We start from the raw sequence: 16,856 nt of genomic DNA on the forward strand, positions 1-16,856 counted from the left end.
AAACCGCCGCGGGCTCAAACCGCCGCGGGCTCAAACCGCCGCGGGCTCAAACCGCCGCGGGCTCAAACCGCCGCGGGCTCAAACCGCCGCGGGCTCATCGCTGCGATCGCCCATCGGCGACGCTAGGTCAACGCTTCTAGCGTCATCTCCGGAACGTTCAAGAGTTAACTCCAGGGAAGATCACCCCGGGGCGGCCGAGGCGCGCGGCGGGCCGTCGGCCGTTGACATGGCACCTCGCCTCCTCCTTGTGGGGAGGGAAGAAAGCCGGCCTCTGCAACGTCTTGGCCATAGAGGCTTTGGCCCCGGGACCTCGGCCTTGCGACGAAGTGTCGATCCGCCGGCGCGGCGGGGAGAGGAACGAACACGATGACGACGAGGGTCGCCTGCATCGGCGAGTGCATGATGGAGCTGTCGGAGCGGCCCGACGGCAGCCTCTCGCGCGGCTACGGCGGCGATACGCTGAACACCGCGCTCTATCTCGCCCGGCTCGGCGTCGCGGTCGATTACGTGACGGCGCTCGGCGACGATCCGTGGAGCGAGGAGATGCTGGCGGCCTGGGCCGCCGAGGGGGTCGGCACCGGTCAGGTGCGGCGCCTGCCCGGGCGGATGCCGGGGCTCTACATCATCCGCACCGACGCCTCCGGCGAGCGCAGCTTCCATTACTGGCGCGACAGCGCCGCCGCCCGCGACCTCTTCTCCGGCCCCGGCGCCGCGGAGACGCGGGAGGCGCTCGCGGGCTACGACCTCGTCTACGCCTCCGGCATCAGCCTGTCACTCTACGGCGAGGCCGGGCGGGCGGCGCTCGCCGAGACCTGCCGGGCGGTCCAGGCCCGGGGCGGGCGGGTCGCCTTCGACACCAACTACCGGCCCCGCGGCTGGCCCGACAAGGCGAAGGCGCAAGCCGCCTTCCGCGACGCGATGGCGGCGGCCGACCTGATCTTCGCATCAAGCGAAGATCTCGAATGGCTGTACGGGCGCGACGGCGAGGCGGAGGTGCTGCGCCACCACGGCCGCTGCGAGATCGTGCTGAAGGGCGGCGGCTCGCCGCCGAGCGTGCGGGTGCTCGCTGGGACCGGGGACGTCACGGTGCCGGCCCCGCCCGTGGACTCGGTCGTCGACACCACCGCGGCGGGCGACAGCTTCGCGGCGGCCTACATGGCGGCCCGCCTCGCCGGGAAGCCGCCCGCCGAGGCCGCCTCTCACGGCCACCGCCTCGCCGGCACCGTGATCGGCCATCACGGCGCCGTGATCCCCCGGGCGGCGATGCCCGGCCTGCCGCTCGCCCCGGATTCTCTTGCAACCGAACAGGGACGCCCGTGATGACCGAGACCCGCCCGACCGAGACCCGCGCCCAGCGCCTCGACGCATTGCTCGCCGCGTCCCCGGTGATCCCCGTCATCACCGTGCCGGAGCTCGCCCACGCGGTGCCGCTCGCCCGCGCCCTGGTGGCGGGCGGCATCACCACCCTGGAGATCACCCTGCGCACGCCGGTGGCCCGCGACGCTGCCAGGGCGATCATGGACGAGGTGCCCGAGGCGGTGGTGGGCCTCGGTACGGTGCTGAATCCGGCCGACCTCGAGACCGCCCATGCGCTCGGCGCCCGCTTCGCGCTCAGCCCCGGGGCGACGCCGGAGCTGCTGCGGGCGGCCGCCGCCAGCGACATGGTGTTCATGCCCGGCATCGCCACGCCCTCCGACCTGATGCAGGTGCTGGCCGCCGGCTTCACGGTGGCGAAGTTCTTCCCCGCCGTGCCGGCGGGCGGCATGGCGGCGCTGAAGGCGCTGGGCGGGCCGTTCCCGCAGGCCCGCTTCTGCCCGACCGGGGGCATCGGCGAGGCCGACGCCAAGGCCTGGCTCGCCCTGCCGAACGTCGCGGCGGTCGGCGGCTCGTGGCTGGCGCCGGAGGCCGAGATCCGCGCCGGCCAGTTCTCCGCCATCACCGAGCGGGCCCGCCGCACCCTCGCAGCTTTGCAGTAACACGCCAGAAACGTGTCCGCGCCGCCACGGTGTGGCGCGGGCACAACGCCGCTTTCGCAACCGCGAAGCCGAAATGGATTTAAGCTTGGCTTTGGGACGCGGGCGTTTACGGCTTGGCCATTGGTTCCGCCGTACGGTGCCGGTCGCGTTCGCACCGACCTTCCCCGCGCTTTCCCCGCCGAGTTTTCTTAGCCAAGAGGCTTCCATGCGCCGCTTCGTCCCCGCCCTGGCCGGGCTGGTCTGCGCCGTCACCGCCTGGGCGGCGCCCGCCGCCGCCTATGAGATCGACCCGCTCACCCGCCAGCCCCTCGACCAGCCGCTCACCGTGACGGTGCGGTCCCCCGCCGCGGCCGCGGCGTCCGTCGATCCCCTCGACGCCTCGGTGCCGAAGCTGAGCCCGATCCCGCGCGAGACGGTGGCCTATTCGGGCCCCTACGGCGCCGGCACCATCGTGGTCTCGACCGGCGAGCGCCGCCTGTACTACGTCCTCGGCAACGGCCAGGCCCTCCGCTACGGCGTCGGCGTCGGCCGCCCGGGCTTCACCTGGGGCGGCGTGCAGAGCATCTCGATGAAGCGCGAGTGGCCCGATTGGCGTCCGCCGGCCCAGATGATCCGGCGCCGGCCCGACCTGCCGCGCTACATGAAGGGCGGCCCGGAGAACCCGCTCGGCGCCCGCGCGATGTATCTCGGCGGCTCGCTCTACCGCATCCACGGCTCGAACGAGCCCGAGACCATCGGCACCGCCGTCTCCTCCGGCTGCATCCGGATGACCAACGACGACGTGATGGACCTGTATACCCGCGCCAAGGTGGGTACGAAGGTGATCGTGCAGCGCTGAAGCGGTGCGTTTTCTTCTTGATGGTTGAGGCCGGCCTTGTGCCGGCCTTTTCATTTCAAGCCGCCGGATAATCCGCACCGTCTGACGTACGATCCCTTCTCTCTCGGGATGCTACCCTGTGAATGAAGGCGCAGGTCATCTCCTCTCCCCGACAGATCCCGGGCTTGCCCGGGATCTGCAAGCGACAGGCGAAGTCGGGCAAGCCCGACTTCTCGCGGGGAGAGGGCCGTGTCCCCGTTCAGGGGATGCGGCAAGCGGAGGCGAAAGCCGGAGTGAGGGTTAGGGGGTGTCTCCGGATAAGGCTCTTCCGGAAACACCCCCTCACCCCCGCCCTGCGGGCTCGCTGAACCCTCTGAACGAGGGTTCAGCCCTCTCTCCGCCCGCTGGGAGAGGTGAAGAGTGCGAACCCTCTGAACGGGTGAGCCCCGCTCACACCCCCACCCCCGCCGATCGCCCGCGCATGTAGGCCTGCGGCGCGCAGCCCATGTCGCTGCGGAACGCGTAGACGAAGGCCGAGGTCGAGCCGTAGCCCAGCGCCAGCGCGGTCCGGGTCACGTCGAGCCCGCCGCCCATCAGCTCGATCGCCTTGAACAGCCGCAGGCGCCGGCGCCAGGAGCGCAGACTCATGCCGAGCTCGGCCTCGAAGCGGCGGGCCAGCGTGCGGCCCGACAGGCCGAGCGCCCGGCCCCATTCCTCCGGACCCCGCGCATCGGCCGGCTCGGCGTAGAGCGCCTCGCACAATTCGGTCAGCGGGCCGCCGCGCGGCCAGGGCAGCGCCCCGGGGAGCGGCGCGGCGCGGCGGAGCTGGTCGAGGATCAGGCCGGCGACACGACCCGCATAGCCGTCGGAATCATCCTGCCCGTCGATGGCGGCGGCCTCGACGATGAGCGCCTGGAGCAGGGCCGAGACGCCGAACACCGTCGGGTCCTCCGGTAGCCCGCGCCCGGCCGCGTCGGCGATCCACAGGCTGCGGAACTCGGCGCCGAGCAGGGATCCGACCCGGTGCCGGTGCCCAGTCGGCAGCCACACCGCCTGCTCCGGCGAGATCACGAAGGAGCGCCCGGCCACCGACACCGTCAGCACCCCCGAGATGGCGTAGACGACCTGGTGCCAGGGATGGGCGTGCTCGGGGAAGGAGTGGCGCGCCGGGATGGCTTGCGCCCGCACCGTCAGCGGCTGCGGCGATCCCGCTCCGGGCGGCGTCTCGATCGTCTCCCACCGCATGCGGGGCTCCAGATTGGCGGCCAGTCTACACGGATTGGCGCCCCGTCGAAATACGGACAGCCGGCGCTCCGTTATGCAGGAGAAGAATTCTGCTGCCGCAGGCCTTCACCAGAGAAGAACACCATCATGGGCCACAACGACCGCCGCGGCCTGCCCCTCTCGACCCGCTCCGACCGCGCCGCCGAGCGCTACCGCGCCGGCATCGACCTCCTGCTCGCCGCCTGGCCGGGCGCCGCGGACGCCCTCGACGCGGCGATCGCGGAGGATCCCGGCTTCGCCCTGGCCCACGCCGCCCGGGCCCGCCTGCACGCGATGCGCACCGAATCGCGCGCGGCGCGGGCCTGCATCACGAAGGCCGCCGAATGCGTGGCGCGGGGCGGGACCGAGCGGGAGCGCAGCCACGTCGCGGTCCTGTCGCTCGCGATTGACGGCCAGTCGGAGCAGGCTCTGGCACGGGCGTTGGCCCACGCCGAGTCCTGGCCGCGGGACGCCCTGATCCTGTCGCTGCCGCTCGGCGCCTTCGGGCTCCTGGCCTTCTCCGGCCGGCCCGACCACGACCAGGCCCGGGTCGATCTCTGTGAGCGCCACGCCCACGCCTACGACGCGGACGACTGGTGGTTCACGACCTATCGCGGCTGGGCCCACACCGAGAACGGCGCGGTCGCTCGTGGGCGGGCGCTCGCCGAGCAGGGTTTTGCCCTGCGGCGCGAGAACGCCAACGGCGCCCACGCCCTCTCGCACGCCCTGTTCGAGGACGGGGCCGGCCCCGAGGCCGAGGCGCTGATCGCCGGGTGGCTGCCGGATTACGACCGCTCGGGCATCCTGCACGGCCACATCGCCTGGCACGCGGCGCTCGCGGCCTTGGAACGCGGCGACCCGGACGGGGCGCTGGCGATCTACGCGGACCACGTCCGGCCCGGGGTGACCGCGGGCCTGTCGCTCAACGTGATCACCGACACGGTCTCGCTGCTCTGGCGGCTCGCGGCTTACGGGCACGCGGTCCCGGCCGGCCTGTGGGACGAGGTCCGGGCCTATGCCGCACCGTACTTTGCCAAAGCGGGCTTCGGCTTCGCCGACGCGCATATGGGCCTGCTCGCCGCCGCGACCGGCGACCGCGCGGCGGCGGAAACGCGCATCGACGCGCTCACCGGCCTCGTCGAGGCGGGGACGCTGGCGGCGGGGCCGGTGGTGCCGGCGATCTGCCGGGCGGCCCTCGCCTTCGCGGAGGAGGATTACGGTGCTTGCGCGCGGATCCTCGAACCGGTCGCGGCCGAGGTCGTGCGCATCGGCGGCAGCGGCGCCCAGCGCGAGGTGATCGAGGACACGCTCCTCGTCGCCCTGATGCGCGCCGGCGAGACCGCGAAGGCCCACACCCTCCTCGACCGGCGCCTCCACCGCCGCCCCTCGCCGCGCGACGCGCGCTGGCAGGCCCAGCTCACCGCCTGACACCCGAGACGAGAGAAATGTCCAACCCCGCCGCCGCCCTTCCTGAAGAGTCCTTGCCCGGAGCCCCCGTCCGCGCCGAGACCGGCACCGGCACCGGCACCGGCACCGGCAACGTCCTACGCCTCGCCCTCGCCCAGGCGCTCGCCGGCGCCAACTCGGTCGTGGTCTACGCCACCGGGGCGGTGATCGGCAGCCAGTTGGCGCCGAGCCCCGCCTTTGCCACCCTGCCGATCTCGATCTTCGTCGTCGGCATGGCCGCCTGTACCCTGCCGGCCGGGCGCATCGCACGGGCTTATGGCCGCCGCACGGCGTTCCTGGCCGGCACGGCAAGCGGCGTGCTCGTCGGGCTCCTGGCGGCGCTCGCGGTCGTCCTGTCCTCGTTCTGGCTGTTCTGCGTCGCGACCTTCTTCGGCGGGGCCTACGCCGCGGTGGTGCTGTCTTTCCGCTTCGCCGCCGCCGATTGCGTCGCGCCGGAGCGGAGGCCGCGGGCGCTGTCCGCCGTCATGGCCGGCGGGGTTTTTGCGGGCGTCATCGGGCCGCAGCTCGTCAGCCACACCATGTCGCTGTGGCCGGCCCACGCCTTCGCCGCCACGTTCCTGGCTCAAGCGGCGGTCGCGGCCCTGTCGGCCGTGGTGTTGATCGGCGTGCGGCTGCCGAAGCCGACGCCAGCCGACCTCTCCGGCGGGCGCCCGCTGCCTGAGATCGCCCGCCAGCCCCGCTTCGTCACCGCCGTCCTGTGCGGGGTGGTGTCCTACCTCCTGATGAACTTCCTGATGACCGCCGCGCCGCTGGCGATGCACCTGTGCGGCTTCACGCAGGACGACGCCAATCTCGGCCTGCAATGGCACGTCATCGCCATGTACGCCCCGAGCTTCTTCACCGGGCGGCTGATCGCGCGGTTCGGCGCCTCGCGCGTCGTGGCGGCGGGGCTGTCGCTCACCGCGGTCGCGGCCTTCGTCGGGCTGTCGGGGCTGGACCTCGCCCATTTCTGGGCCTTCCTGGTCCTGCTCGGGCTGGGCTGGAACTTCGGCTTCGTCGGTGCCTCCGCGATGGTGCTCGAGTGCCACCGGCCGGAGGAGCGGACCCGGGTGCAGTCGCTCAACGACTTCGTGGTGTTCGGCACGATGGCGGTCGGGTCGTTCTCCTCCGGCGGGCTGCTGGCGCGCTACGGCTGGGACGTGGTGCTGTGGGTGTCATTCGCGCCATTGGCCGTCGCGGTCGCGGCGCTCAGCCTGTCGGCGGCGTCGCGGCCCGTGCGCGTGGCGGAGGGCTGATCACCGCCGCTTCGCCGGCTCCCGGCTCAAACCTCGCGCGGCCAGTTCCTCCTCGTAGCGGGCGAAGCGCTCCGCCTGCTCCTCGCCGAGGCGGCGCAGGAAGTCGAAGGCGTAGATCCCGGTATCGTGCATGTCGTCGAAGGTGAGCTTGACGGCGTAGTTGCCGACCGGGGCCACCGCCAGGATCTCGACCTCGCGCTTCCCCGGCAGCCATTTGCGCTCCGAGGGCGCGTGGCCCTGGACCTCGGCCGAGGGGCTCTCGACCCGCAGGTACTCCGCCGGCAGGGCGTAGGCCGCGCCGCTGGCGAAGGCGACGTGGAGCGTGCGCTTGTCGCGCGACAGCCGGATCTCGGTCGGCCAATCGGCCTGGTCTGCCGCCTGGTCGGTCCTATGAGCCTCGGTCATGGGTTGCGTCTCCCTCGCCTCTGGCACAACTTGCCCGTGGTCCCGCAAGCGCTCATATGCAGGCCGACAGCCGGCCGCCAGAGCCCAAGTCCCGCAGAATTTAAGCCCCGAGGATTGTGTTCGCATGTGGGGTCCCCGTACCGACGATCCGATGCCGGCCGTGCCCGTGCCGGCGCGGCCGGCGCCGCTGATCGATCCGTTCCAGCGCGCGATCACCTACCTGCGCGTCTCGGTGACCGACCGCTGCGACCTGCGCTGCGTCTATTGCATGTCCGAGGACATGACGTTCCTGCCCAAGCGCGACCTGCTCACCCTGGAGGAGCTGGACCGGGTCTGCTCGGTCTTCGTCGAGCGCGGCGTGCGCAAGCTCCGGATCACCGGCGGCGAGCCGCTGGTGCGCCGGGACATCATGCGGCTGTTCAAAAACCTCTCGCGCCACCTCGCCTCCGGGGCGCTGGAGGAGATGACGCTCACCACCAACGGCACGCGCCTGCGCCAGCACGCCGCCGAGCTGGCGGATCTCGGCATGCGCCGGATCAACGTCTCGCTCGACACGCTCGACCCGGACAAGTTCCGGGCGATCACCCGGCGCGGCGATCTCGAGACGGTGCTCGACGGCATCGCGGCGGCGCGCGAGGCGGGGCTCAAGGTCAAGATCAACGCCGTGGCGCTCAAGGGCGTCAACGAGGACGAGATCCCGTCGATGCTCGCCTGGGCCCACGGGCTCGGCATGGAGATGACGCTGATCGAGGTGATGCCGCTCGGCGACATCGAGCCGGACCGCGTCGACCAGTTCCTGCCGCTCTCGGTGGTGCGCGAGCGCCTGTCGGAGCGCCTCACTCTCACCCCGCTCCCCGACCGCACCGGCGGTCCCGCCCGCTACGTGCGGGTGGAGGAGACCGGCGGACGCCTCGGCTTCATCACGCCGCTCACCCACAATTTCTGCGAGAGCTGCAACCGGGTGCGCCTGACCTGCACCGGCCAGCTTTATCTGTGCCTCGGCCAGGAGGACGCCGCCGACCTGCGGGCGGCGCTCCGCGCCTCCCCCGACGACGCGGTGGTGGCCGAGGCGATCAGGGAGGCGATCACCCGCAAGCCGAAGGGCCACGACTTCGTCATCGCCCGTGCGGCGAAGCCGGCGGTGCCGCGGCACATGAGCACGACGGGGGGGTAGGCTCCGGGTCGAGGCCGAATCGACTCGCGCGACGAGGCTGACACCCTCCTCGTCATTCCGGGGCCGCGCAGCGGAGCCCGGAATCCAGACACGCAGGACGTTTAGAAGAGAGCGACACGCGGTCCGCTTCGTTGTCGACCACCTGTGCTTCTGGATTCCGGGCTCCGCTGCGCGGCCCCGGAATGACCCTGTGGATGTCAAAAAATTCGGAGAAACCCAGACGGGCGCTCAGATCCGAAATCCCATCCGCAACGCCCCCCAGTGCCGCCCATGCACCCGGATCGGGCTCGATACCTCGCGCAACGGCTGGCGGCCGGCCTCGTCCTGCGGGCAGGCCTGGACCAGGAAGGCCCGGGTCGAGCGGGCGGCGGACAACCCGATGCGGTCGTCGTAGAGCCGGCGCTGGCGGGCGTGGAGGGCGTTCCAGGCCGGGTCGCCGGCCCGCGGCGCCTGGGCCTGGGCGCGGTTGTAGACCGGGGCGTAGCCGTTGCGGTCGACCGCGATGCAGAACGCCGTGCGCGCGTCAGCCAGGAGCAGCGGCTCGAGGATCGGCGGCAGGATGTCCTCGAGCGCCGGCACGGCGGCGGTGAGGTAGTGCGGCGGCTCGATGCCGGCGACCGGGCGGTAGGTGGTGTCGAACAGGGCGTGATGCGCGAGCCGGCCCGCGGCCAGCGCCTGCTCCAGGGCCGTGCCGACCGAGGCGGCCCCGCCCAGCACCGCCGCGATCAGCGGCCGGTTCTCCTCCTCGATCGCCACCAGGGCGTCGCGCATCCGCGCGTCCGATACGGCGTCACCGAGCGCGCAATGCAGGCCGCGCGGGCTCGCGCCGACGACCCGCACCTGCATCCGGCCGATGCCGCGCAGGTCGAGGGAGAGCCGAGCGCCAACCGCCGCGCCGCAGCCCTCCGGCGGGGTCAGGAGCAGGCCGCCCCGGCTCAGGTCGAGCACCCGCCCGAGGCCCCAATTGCCGACCCGCGCCGCGAGGTCGACCGGATAACGGTCGTGCACCCGCCGGTCGCCGATCTCCGCCTGGCGCAGCGACGCGACGGTGCGCCCGGCGAGCCCCCCGGCGAGGCCGGCGACGCCGGCGCCGACGGAGCGGGCCGCCTCCATGCGCCGGGCCGCCTCGCCGGCGGCGACTGTGGCCAGAGCGGCCTCCCGGCCGAGGTCGTCGGTGACCTCGGCGAGGTCCCGGGCCCCGTCGGAGAGGCGCCGGGCGGAGGCGGCTTGCGCCTCGGCTGCCGAACCGGTGGTGGCGAAGGCCGGGCGCAGGCAGGCGAGCGAGGTCGCGACGCTGCCCATCGCCACCGCCCCGGGGCCGGAGAGACGGCGGCTCAAGGCACGCACCTCCTCCACCGCCCGGGCGGCATCGGCCGACAGCAGCCTGAATTCCTCGGCCGCCTGCCAGAGCGGCCCGCCGCCCGCGCCGGCGCGGGCCGCTTCGACGGTGGCGTTGAGGGCGAGGCGGTTGGCCTGCCGCGCCAGGGTCGCTACCGCCTCGACGACGCGGGCGGCCTCCTGCGCGGCGCTTCCTATCTCGGCTTCGAGCACCCGGCTCTGCTGGTCGGTGCGGTCCAGGTGGCGGCCGGCCTGGACCAGCACGCCGGCGAGCCCGTCCGCCTCCGCCGCGAGGATCTCGGCGTCGGCGCTCAGCGCACGGCCGCGCGCTCCCGCCGCGTCGGCCCGGATTCCCAGGCCGTCGAGGCCGCGGGTGAGGGCGGCGGCGTCCGCGGCCGCCGCCTCGGTCTCGGCGCAGCCGTCCCGGGCGGCGACCCCGACGGCGCGGGCGGCCCGGACCAGCTCCGCCTCCACCCGGTCGACGGCGTCGCGCCCGGCCCGGCCGGCATCGCGCCCGGATCCCTCGGCCGGCCCCTCGATCGCCGGCCCGACGGGGAGCGGCGGCAGGATCTCGACCGCGTCGGCGCGGTCGCGGGACGGGTGGGGCGGGCGGAAGCTCAGGCGCATGGCCGGATCAGAGCGCGCCGCGCTTAAAGGCCAGTTAACCCTGACGAAGCGTCACCGCCGCCAGTGCGGGTCCGACGCGCGAGTTGCGCCGGCAGGCGCGGCCGTGGCAGGGTCCGGCCCCGTTCGATCCGCTATCCTGCCACGAGAGACCGCCGCCGGATGAGCCGCCTGCTCGCCCGCCTCCTGCTCCTGTCGCTGCTGGCCGCCGGGCCGGCCCTCGCCGAGGACGCCCCTGCCACGCAGCAGGCCCCCGCCCCTCTCCCCTCCCCCGTGCGCATCGCCACCGAGGGCGGCCACCCGCCGTTCAACTATGTCGAGGACGGCAAGCCGGCGGGGTTCGAGGTCGAGCTGGCCCAGGCCCTGTGCGCCGAGGCCAAGCTCACCTGCACGATCGTGCTCCACCAATGGGACGGCATCATCAAGGGCCTGGAGGCCGGCGAGTACGACGCCATCATGGCGGCGATGGCGATCACCCCGAAGCGCGCCGCCCGCATCGCCTTCACCCGGCCTTATCTCCGGATCCCCTTCGCCTACGTGGCCCGGCGGGACACCTCGCTGCCGACCGTGAGCCCGGCGGCTCTCAAGGGCCGCACGATCGGCGTCGCGGCGCATGGGCCGCAGGTCGCCTTCCTGGAGCAGCGGGTGCCGGGCGCCGAGATCCGCACCTTCGACACCCTCGCCGACGCGACCCTCGACCTGCGCGCCGGCCGGGTCGACGTCGTGCTCGGCGACAAGCTCGACCTCGCGACCTTTCTCGGCAGGCCCGAGGGCGAGGCCTGCTGCCGCCTCGTCGGCGACGTGCCGGCGGGCGAGCCCATCCTCGGCGAGGGGTTCGGGATCGGCCTGCGCAAGGGCGACGGCGCGTTGCGCGACGCATTCGACAAGGCGCTCGCGGCGCTCGTCGCCGACGGGCGCTACGACCGCCTCCGGGCGAAGTTCATCCCGTTCGACACGAAGTGACGCTCCTCGCCACGAACGATCTCGTTCGTAGAAGAGGCGAACCGGTTTGACGGGCGGCGGGCCGGCTCACTACACCGGGGGCCGATCGCCGGGACAACGGCGTGGGAGGATGAACGCATGGCAAAGGTCGCGTTTCTGGGTCTCGGCGTGATGGGCGGCCCGATGGCCCGGCACCTCGCCGCCAAGGGTCACGACGTCACGGTCTACAACCGCACCAAGGCCAAGGCGGATGCCTGGGTCCAGGCTCACGGCGGCAAGGCCGCGGCGACGCCCCGCGAGGCGGCGGAAGGCCAGGAGATCGTCTTCGCCTGCGTCGGCAACGACGACGACCTGCGCTCGGTCACGACCGGACCGGACGGCGCCTTCGCGGCGATGGGCAAGGGCACCGTCTTCGTCGACCACACCACCGCCTCGGCGGAAGTCGCCCGCGAGCTGTCGGCCGCCGCGGAGAAGGCCGGCTTCGGCTTCATCGACGCGCCGGTCTCGGGCGGCCAGGCCGGCGCCGAGAACGGCGTGCTCACGGTGATGTGCGGCGGCGACGCCGACACCTTCGCCCGGGTCGAGCCGGTGATCGCCTCCTACGCCCGCGCCTGCCGGCTGCTGGGGCCCGTCGGCGCCGGCCAGCTCGCCAAGATGATGAACCAGATCTGCATCGCCGGCCTGGTCCAAGGCCTGTCGGAGGCGGTGCATTTCGGCAAGCAGGCCGGGCTCGACATCGAGGCGGTGCTCGACGTGATCTCCAAGGGCGCTGCCGGCTCCTGGCAGATGGAGAACCGCGGCAAGACCATGAACCAGGGCAAATTCGATTTCGGCTTCGCCGTCGACTGGATGCGAAAGGACCTGTCGATCGTGCTGGCGGAAGCCCGCAGCAACAAGGCGAAGCTGCCGGTGACGGCTCTCGTCGACCAGTTCTACGCCGAGGTGCAGAGCATGGGCGGCGGGCGCTGGGACACGTCGAGCCTGATCGCCCGGCTGGAGAAGTAAGAGCGCCGCGGTCGGCAGGGCCGGCCGCGTGCAATCCTAGACTCTATCGTCATCCCGGGGCCCGGCGCAGCCGGGAACCCGGGATCCATAACCGCTGACGACGCAGAACGAGGCGGATCGCGCACCGCTTTCTTCCGGGCCGTCAGCGTTTATGGATCCCGGGTTCCGCTGCGCGGCCCCGGGATGACGTGGAGAGTTTTGGACCGGGACGGAAAATGCCGTCCCTACTTCCCCACCAGACAGCTCACCGCCTTGCGCCAGCCGGCGAGCCGGCGCTCGCGCAGGGTCGGCTCCATCGCCGGGGCGAAGCGGCGCTCCAGGCGCCAATGGTCGGCGAAGTGCTCGGGCTCGGGGTAGAGGCCGCAGGCGAGACCCGCGAGGTAGGCCGCGCCCAAAGCCGTGGTCTCCTTCACCTCGGGCCGGTCGACGGGGGCGGCCAGCAGGTCGGCGAGGCGCTGCATCGTCCAGTCCGAGGCGACCATGCCGCCATCGACCCGCAGCACCGTGGCGCTTCCCTCCCCGTCCGGCCAGTCGGCCCGCATGGCGGCGAGCAGGTCGGCGGTTTGGTAGCAGACGCTCTCGAGCGCCGCGCGGGCGAGCTCGGCGGGGCCGGTGCCGCGGGTCAGCCCGAACAGGGCGCCGCGGGCGTCGGGCTCCCAGTAGGGCGCGCCGAGGCCGACGAAGGCCGGCACGAGGTAGACGTCCTGGGCCGGATCGGCCCGCTCGGCGAGCGCGCCCGTCTCAGCGGCCGAGTCGATCACCCCGAGCCCGTCGCGCAGCCACTGCACCGCCGCGCCCGCGACGAAGATCGAGCCTTCGAGCGCGTAGGTGCGTTTCCCGTCGAGCTGGTAGGCGATGGTGGTGAGGAGCTTGTTCTTCGAGACCACCGGCTGGGTGCCGGTGTTGAGGAGCGCAAAGCACCCGGTGCCGTAGGTCGACTTGACCATGCCGGGCCGGAAGCAGGCCTGGCCTACCGTCGCCGCCTGCTGGTCGCCGGCGACGCCCCGGATCGGGATCGCGGCGCCGAACAGTTCCGGGTCGGTCTCGCCGAAATCGCCCGAGGAATCGCGCACCTCCGGCAGCATCGAGGCCGGCACGCCGAGGAGCGCCATCATCTCCTCGTCCCAGGCGCCGCGATGGATGTCGAAGAGCAGGGTGCGCGAGGCGTTGGTGGCGTCGGTGACGTGGAGCCGGCCGCCGGTGAGGCGCCACAGGAGATACGAATCGACCGTGCCGAAGGCGAGTTCGCCGGCTTCCGCCCGGGCGCGGGCGCCGGGCACGTTGTCGAGGATCCAGGCGATCTTGGTGCCGGAGAAGTAGGGATCGAGGATCAGGCCGGTCTTCGCCGTCACCGCGGGCTCGTGGCCCGCCTCCTTGAGACGGGCGCAGATCCCGGCCGAGCGCCGGTCCTGCCAGACGATGGCGCGGTGCACGGCCTCGCCGGTGCGCTTGTCCCAGACCAGCGTCGTCTCGCGCTGGTTGGTGATGCCGATCGCCGCGATGTCCCTCGCCGTCACCCCGGCCTGCTTCATCGCCGCCCGGCAGGTCTCGAGCGTGGTGCGCCAGAGGTCCTCCGGCTCGTGCTCGACCCAGCCCGAGGCCGGGAAGTGCTGCGGGAACTCGGCCTGGGCGAGGCCGGCGATCGAGGTGTCGGGGCGGAACAGCAGGGCGCGCGAGGAGGTGGTGCCCTGGTCGATGGCAAGGATGAGGGAGGACATCGGGACGGCTCTTTCGCGCGGTGCGTTAGAGGGGTGGCGGCTCCAGCGTGGCGAGGCCGAGGGTGGCGGCCGCCCGGCCGAGCCGCGCGTCGAAGGTCGCGAAGGGCAGGCCGGTGACCTGCAGCAGCGCGAGGTGCAGGGCGTCCGGGCCACGCACACCGAGGGCGGCGTCCTCGACGATGGTGCGGGCGTTCGCGAACATCTGTCGGGTGATGGTCAGCGGGCGGCCGAGGGCCGCCCGCCAGAACTCGAAGCGTGAGCGAACCGACTGAGCCTCAGCCGAGTCCAGCTTGCGCTCGCGGACAAGGCGGGAAATCGCCGATGTAAATTCGAGAACCGTAAGATCCGATATGACGACGCCAACGCTCGGGTCGGCGACCCAAGCCTGGATACGCGCTGACGAGGCTTCCCGCACGAAGATCGCGATCACGATGTTGGCGTCACAATAAACGCGGTTCACGCGCCTTCATCCCGCATCTCGCGAACGAGGGCGACCGCGTCGATCGGCTCACGCGGTGTCACGATGGTGTCGCGCAACCAATCGACTTCCTCCTTCGTCATCGGCCTTGGTTCGGTCGGGACGAGCTTAACGAGATCCTCGTCGAGGCGGGTGATGATCACCTCCTCGCCCTCCGTCGCCTTGGCGAGCAGTTCGGGCAGGCGGGCGATGGCATCTTCCAGCGAGTAATAGGCCATGACAACCTCCGTGGCAGCGTCTCCGCCAGGATAGCGGAATCCGGCCGTCCGCGGAAAGGAGAGCCGGGGCTTCTCGCCCCGGCTCCCGCAAGGTCAGCCCCGCTTCGGCGGCGAGGCCGGCCAGCTCTTGATCAGGGTGTCGTAGTCGATCGTCTCACCCTTCGGCTTCTCGTCGGCGAGCTTGCGCTGGGGGGCCAGCGTGCCGTCCTTCTTGGCCTGCTCGTACCAGTGCTCGGCCGAGGTCTTGGGGTTCAGCTTCGGGCCGCAATCGCCCTGGACCTTGGAGCGCTCCAGGCGCGCCATCACGTCGTCCTGGGCGTTGGCGAGGGCGTCCATCGCCGCCTGCGGGGTCTTGGCGCCCGAGGAGGCGTCGCCGATGTTCTGCCACCACAGCTGCGCGAGCTTGGGGTAGTCCGGCACGTTCACGCCGGTCGGGGTCCACTGCGTGCGGGCCGGCGAGCGGTAGAACTCGACCAGGCCGCCGAGCTTCGGCGCCCGCTCGGTGAAGGACTTGTCCCAGATGTCGCTCTCACGGATGAAGGTGAGGCCGACATGGCTCTTCTTCAGGCTGACCGTCTTCGAGACGATGAACTGCTGGTAGAGCCAGGCCGCCTTGCGCCGGTCGAGGGGGGTCGACTTCAGGAGGGTGAGCGAGCCGGCATCCTGGTAGCCGAGCTTCATGCCGTCCTTCCAGTACGGGCCCTTCGGCGAGGGCGCCATGCGCCACTTCGGCGTGCCGTCCTGGTTCATGACCGGGAGACCGGGCTTCACCATGTCGGCGGTGAAGGCGGTGTACCAGAACATCTGCTGGGCGACGTTGCCCTGCGACGGGACGGGACCCGACTCCGAGAAGGTCATGCCGGCGGCCTGCGGCGGGGCGTACTTCTTCAGCCACTCGACGTATTTGGTGACGGAATAGACCGCCGCCGGGCCGTTGGTGTCGCCGCCGCGCTCGATCGAGGAGCCGACCGGGCGGCAGCCCTCCATGCGGATGCCCCACTCGTCGACCGGCTTGCCGTTCGGAATGCCCCGGTCGCCGTTGCCGGCCATCGACAGCCACGCATCGGTGAAGCGCCAGCCGAGCGACGGGTCCTTCTTGCCGTAGTCCATGTGACCATAGACCTTGACGCCGTCGATCTCCTTCACGTCATTGGTGAAGAAGTCGGCGATGTCCTCGTAGGCCGACCAGTTGACCGGCACGCCGAGCTCGTAGCCGTACTTGGCCTTGAACTTCTCCTTGAGGTCGGCGCGGGTGAACCAGTCGTAGCGGAACCAGTACAGGTTGGCGAATTGCTGGTCGGGCAGCTGGTAGAGCTTGCCGTCCGGGCCGGTGCCGAAGGACTTGCCGATGAAATCGTCAAGGTCGAGGGTCGGCGAGGTGACGTCCTTGGCCTCGCCCTTCATGAAGTCGGAGAGCGCCACGGTCTGGCCGTAGCGGAAATGGGTGCCGACGAGGTCGGAATCGTTGATCCAGCCGTCGTAGATGTTCTTGCCCGACTGCATCTGGGTCTGGATCTTCTCCACGACGTCGCCCTCCTGCAGGAGGTCGTGGCGGAGCTTGATCCCGGTGATCTCGGAGAAGGCCTTGGCGAGGGTGCGGGCCTCGTATTCGTGCGTGGTGATGGTCTCGGAGACGAAGTTGATCTCCATGCCGGCGAAGGGCTTCGCCGCATCGACGAACCACTGCATCTCCTTGAGCTGCTCCTCCTTCGACAGGGTCGAGGGCTGGAACTCGGTATCGACCCAGCGCTTGGCCTCCTCCATGCCGGCGAAGGCGTGGCCGGCGGCGAGGCACAGGGCCAGCGCGCTCGCGGCCGTCAGCAATCCGTGGCGTTTCATCCTGGTTGTCCTCCCTCTGGTGTGATCAGGCCCGTCTGATGCCGGCTCGTGCCGAACGTAGCGACGGGCTTTTCAAGCGAAGCGGAACATCACCGCCCCGTAAACGAGCGAGAGCGCGAGCGCCCATTCGAGGCTCGGGCCGACGAGGCCGAGCCAGGCGAGATTGATGAAGGCGGCCCCGACCAGCGTCAGGAACAGCCGGTCGCCCCGGGTGGTGGGGATCCGCAGGATCCCGACCTGCTCGGTCTCCGGGCGCCAGACGGCGAGCGCGGTCATCAGGGCGAGCAGGCCGGCGATGACCACGAAGAAGAGCGCGGTCTGCCAGGTCCAGGCCATCCAGGCGAAATCGAGCATCGC

16 protein-coding genes are annotated in these 16,856 nt (G+C 71.7%); 8 read left to right on the top strand and 8 right to left on the bottom strand.

Features of this window, described 5'->3' with window-relative positions; all coding sequences use genetic code 11:
• Window positions 1–366 precede the first annotated feature (366 nt).
• The 3 genes from ABZT49_RS19070 to ABZT49_RS19080 all read left to right on the top strand — a co-directional run bounded on the left by ABZT49_RS19070 (window position 367) and on the right by ABZT49_RS19080 (window position 2,814).
• Window positions 367–1,320 carry a sugar kinase gene (locus ABZT49_RS19070; RefSeq protein ID WP_355288001.1) on the top strand — a complete coding sequence of 318 codons (954 nt, stop codon included), beginning with the start codon at window positions 367–369 and terminating at the stop codon, window positions 1,318–1,320.
• Window positions 1,320–1,976, top strand: coding sequence for a bifunctional 4-hydroxy-2-oxoglutarate aldolase/2-dehydro-3-deoxy-phosphogluconate aldolase (eda, locus tag ABZT49_RS19075; RefSeq protein ID WP_355288003.1), 657 nt, complete (start codon window positions 1,320–1,322; stop codon window positions 1,974–1,976). The genes ABZT49_RS19070 and eda overlap by 1 nt, the downstream gene beginning before the upstream one ends.
• Window positions 1,977–2,181: 205 nt before the next feature.
• Window positions 2,182–2,814 (top strand): L,D-transpeptidase, encoded by a 633-nt coding sequence (locus tag ABZT49_RS19080; RefSeq protein WP_355288005.1) that lies wholly within the window; start codon window positions 2,182–2,184, stop codon window positions 2,812–2,814.
• 429 nt (window positions 2,815–3,243) lie between these two features.
• Here ABZT49_RS19080 and ABZT49_RS19085 read toward each other — a convergent pair whose 3' ends face one another.
• Window positions 3,244–4,038: a helix-turn-helix transcriptional regulator gene (locus ABZT49_RS19085; RefSeq protein ID WP_355288007.1), complete on the bottom strand. Its 795-nt coding sequence runs from the start codon at window positions 4,036–4,038 to the stop codon at window positions 3,244–3,246.
• A gap of 126 nt (window positions 4,039–4,164) precedes the next feature.
• Here ABZT49_RS19085 and ABZT49_RS19090 point away from each other — a divergent pair, with 126 nt between their 5' ends.
• Together ABZT49_RS19090 and ABZT49_RS19095 are read left to right on the top strand one after the other, a co-directional pair.
• A complete protein-coding gene (locus tag ABZT49_RS19090) occupies window positions 4,165–5,484 on the top strand; it encodes a tetratricopeptide repeat protein (RefSeq protein ID WP_355288009.1) in 1,320 nt (439 codons plus the stop codon).
• A 17-nt stretch (window positions 5,485–5,501) separates the two neighbouring features.
• Entirely contained in the window at window positions 5,502–6,758 is a 1,257-nt protein-coding gene (locus tag ABZT49_RS19095; protein WP_355288011.1) for an MFS transporter, read from the top strand.
• Here the strand turns inward: ABZT49_RS19095 and ABZT49_RS19100 are convergent, their stop codons facing one another.
• A complete protein-coding gene (locus ABZT49_RS19100; RefSeq protein WP_355288013.1) occupies window positions 6,759–7,163 on the bottom strand; it encodes a DUF971 domain-containing protein in 405 nt (134 codons plus the stop codon).
• Between the two features lie 124 nt (window positions 7,164–7,287).
• On the opposite strand from ABZT49_RS19100, the gene moaA reads away from it, so the two are divergent.
• Entirely contained in the window at window positions 7,288–8,337 is a 1,050-nt protein-coding gene (moaA, locus tag ABZT49_RS19105; protein WP_355288015.1) for a GTP 3',8-cyclase MoaA, read from the top strand.
• A 228-nt stretch (window positions 8,338–8,565) separates the two neighbouring features.
• On the opposite strand, the gene ABZT49_RS19110 is transcribed toward moaA, so the two are convergent.
• Window positions 8,566–10,302: a chemotaxis protein gene (locus tag ABZT49_RS19110; RefSeq protein WP_355288017.1), complete on the bottom strand. Its 1,737-nt coding sequence runs from the start codon at window positions 10,300–10,302 to the stop codon at window positions 8,566–8,568.
• 159 nt (window positions 10,303–10,461) lie between these two features.
• Between ABZT49_RS19110 and ABZT49_RS19115 the strand changes: the two genes are divergently transcribed.
• Both ABZT49_RS19115 and ABZT49_RS19120 read left to right on the top strand, forming a co-directional pair.
• A complete protein-coding gene (locus ABZT49_RS19115) occupies window positions 10,462–11,262 on the top strand; it encodes a transporter substrate-binding domain-containing protein (protein ID WP_355288019.1) in 801 nt (266 codons plus the stop codon).
• Between the two features lie 117 nt (window positions 11,263–11,379).
• The gene (locus ABZT49_RS19120; RefSeq protein ID WP_355288021.1) at window positions 11,380–12,246 is read left to right on the top strand and encodes an NAD(P)-dependent oxidoreductase; all 867 of its coding nucleotides are present in this window, start codon (window positions 11,380–11,382) and stop codon (window positions 12,244–12,246) included.
• Between the two features lie 224 nt (window positions 12,247–12,470).
• Here the strand turns inward: ABZT49_RS19120 and glpK are convergent, their stop codons facing one another.
• From glpK to ABZT49_RS19145, 5 genes are all read right to left on the bottom strand, one after another.
• Complete coding sequence (gene glpK, locus ABZT49_RS19125; protein WP_355288023.1) at window positions 12,471–13,964, bottom strand: glycerol kinase GlpK; 1,494 nt, start codon at window positions 13,962–13,964, stop codon at window positions 12,471–12,473.
• A gap of 25 nt (window positions 13,965–13,989) precedes the next feature.
• The gene (locus ABZT49_RS19130; protein WP_355288025.1) at window positions 13,990–14,424 is read right to left on the bottom strand and encodes a type II toxin-antitoxin system VapC family toxin; all 435 of its coding nucleotides are present in this window, start codon (window positions 14,422–14,424) and stop codon (window positions 13,990–13,992) included.
• Window positions 14,421–14,660, bottom strand: coding sequence for a type II toxin-antitoxin system Phd/YefM family antitoxin (locus tag ABZT49_RS19135; protein ID WP_109970440.1), 240 nt, complete (start codon window positions 14,658–14,660; stop codon window positions 14,421–14,423). Before ABZT49_RS19135 ends, ABZT49_RS19130 begins: the two co-directional genes overlap by 4 nt.
• A 93-nt stretch (window positions 14,661–14,753) precedes the next feature.
• Complete coding sequence (locus tag ABZT49_RS19140; RefSeq protein ID WP_355288028.1) at window positions 14,754–16,499, bottom strand: ABC transporter substrate-binding protein; 1,746 nt, start codon at window positions 16,497–16,499, stop codon at window positions 14,754–14,756.
• 72 nt (window positions 16,500–16,571) lie between these two features.
• Entirely contained in the window at window positions 16,572–16,853 is a 282-nt protein-coding gene (locus tag ABZT49_RS19145; protein WP_355288030.1) for a DUF2160 domain-containing protein, read from the bottom strand.
• Between the last annotated feature and the right edge of the window lie 3 nt (window positions 16,854–16,856).

Source organism: Methylobacterium sp. EM32 (assembly GCF_040593685.1).
Lineage (GTDB): Bacteria > Pseudomonadota > Alphaproteobacteria > Rhizobiales > Beijerinckiaceae > Methylobacterium.

Coding starts and splice junctions, on each gene's coding strand:
- ABZT49_RS19070 (WP_355288001.1), top strand. CDS start 367: ATGACGACGAGGGTCGCCTGCATCGGCGAGTGCATGATGGAGCTGTCG.
- eda (WP_355288003.1), top strand. CDS start 1,320: ATGACCGAGACCCGCCCGACCGAGACCCGCGCCCAGCGCCTCGACGCA.
- ABZT49_RS19080 (WP_355288005.1), top strand. CDS start 2,182: ATGCGCCGCTTCGTCCCCGCCCTGGCCGGGCTGGTCTGCGCCGTCACC.
- ABZT49_RS19085 (WP_355288007.1), bottom strand. CDS start 4,038: ATGCGGTGGGAGACGATCGAGACGCCGCCCGGAGCGGGATCGCCGCAG.
- ABZT49_RS19090 (WP_355288009.1), top strand. CDS start 4,165: ATGGGCCACAACGACCGCCGCGGCCTGCCCCTCTCGACCCGCTCCGAC.
- ABZT49_RS19095 (WP_355288011.1), top strand. CDS start 5,502: ATGTCCAACCCCGCCGCCGCCCTTCCTGAAGAGTCCTTGCCCGGAGCC.
- ABZT49_RS19100 (WP_355288013.1), bottom strand. CDS start 7,163: ATGACCGAGGCTCATAGGACCGACCAGGCGGCAGACCAGGCCGATTGG.
- moaA (WP_355288015.1), top strand. CDS start 7,288: ATGTGGGGTCCCCGTACCGACGATCCGATGCCGGCCGTGCCCGTGCCG.
- ABZT49_RS19110 (WP_355288017.1), bottom strand. CDS start 10,302: ATGCGCCTGAGCTTCCGCCCGCCCCACCCGTCCCGCGACCGCGCCGAC.
- ABZT49_RS19115 (WP_355288019.1), top strand. CDS start 10,462: ATGAGCCGCCTGCTCGCCCGCCTCCTGCTCCTGTCGCTGCTGGCCGCC.
- ABZT49_RS19120 (WP_355288021.1), top strand. CDS start 11,380: ATGGCAAAGGTCGCGTTTCTGGGTCTCGGCGTGATGGGCGGCCCGATG.
- glpK (WP_355288023.1), bottom strand. CDS start 13,964: ATGTCCTCCCTCATCCTTGCCATCGACCAGGGCACCACCTCCTCGCGC.
- ABZT49_RS19135 (WP_109970440.1), bottom strand. CDS start 14,660: ATGGCCTATTACTCGCTGGAAGATGCCATCGCCCGCCTGCCCGAACTG.
- ABZT49_RS19140 (WP_355288028.1), bottom strand. CDS start 16,499: ATGAAACGCCACGGATTGCTGACGGCCGCGAGCGCGCTGGCCCTGTGC.
- ABZT49_RS19145 (WP_355288030.1), bottom strand. CDS start 16,853: ATGCTCGATTTCGCCTGGATGGCCTGGACCTGGCAGACCGCGCTCTTC.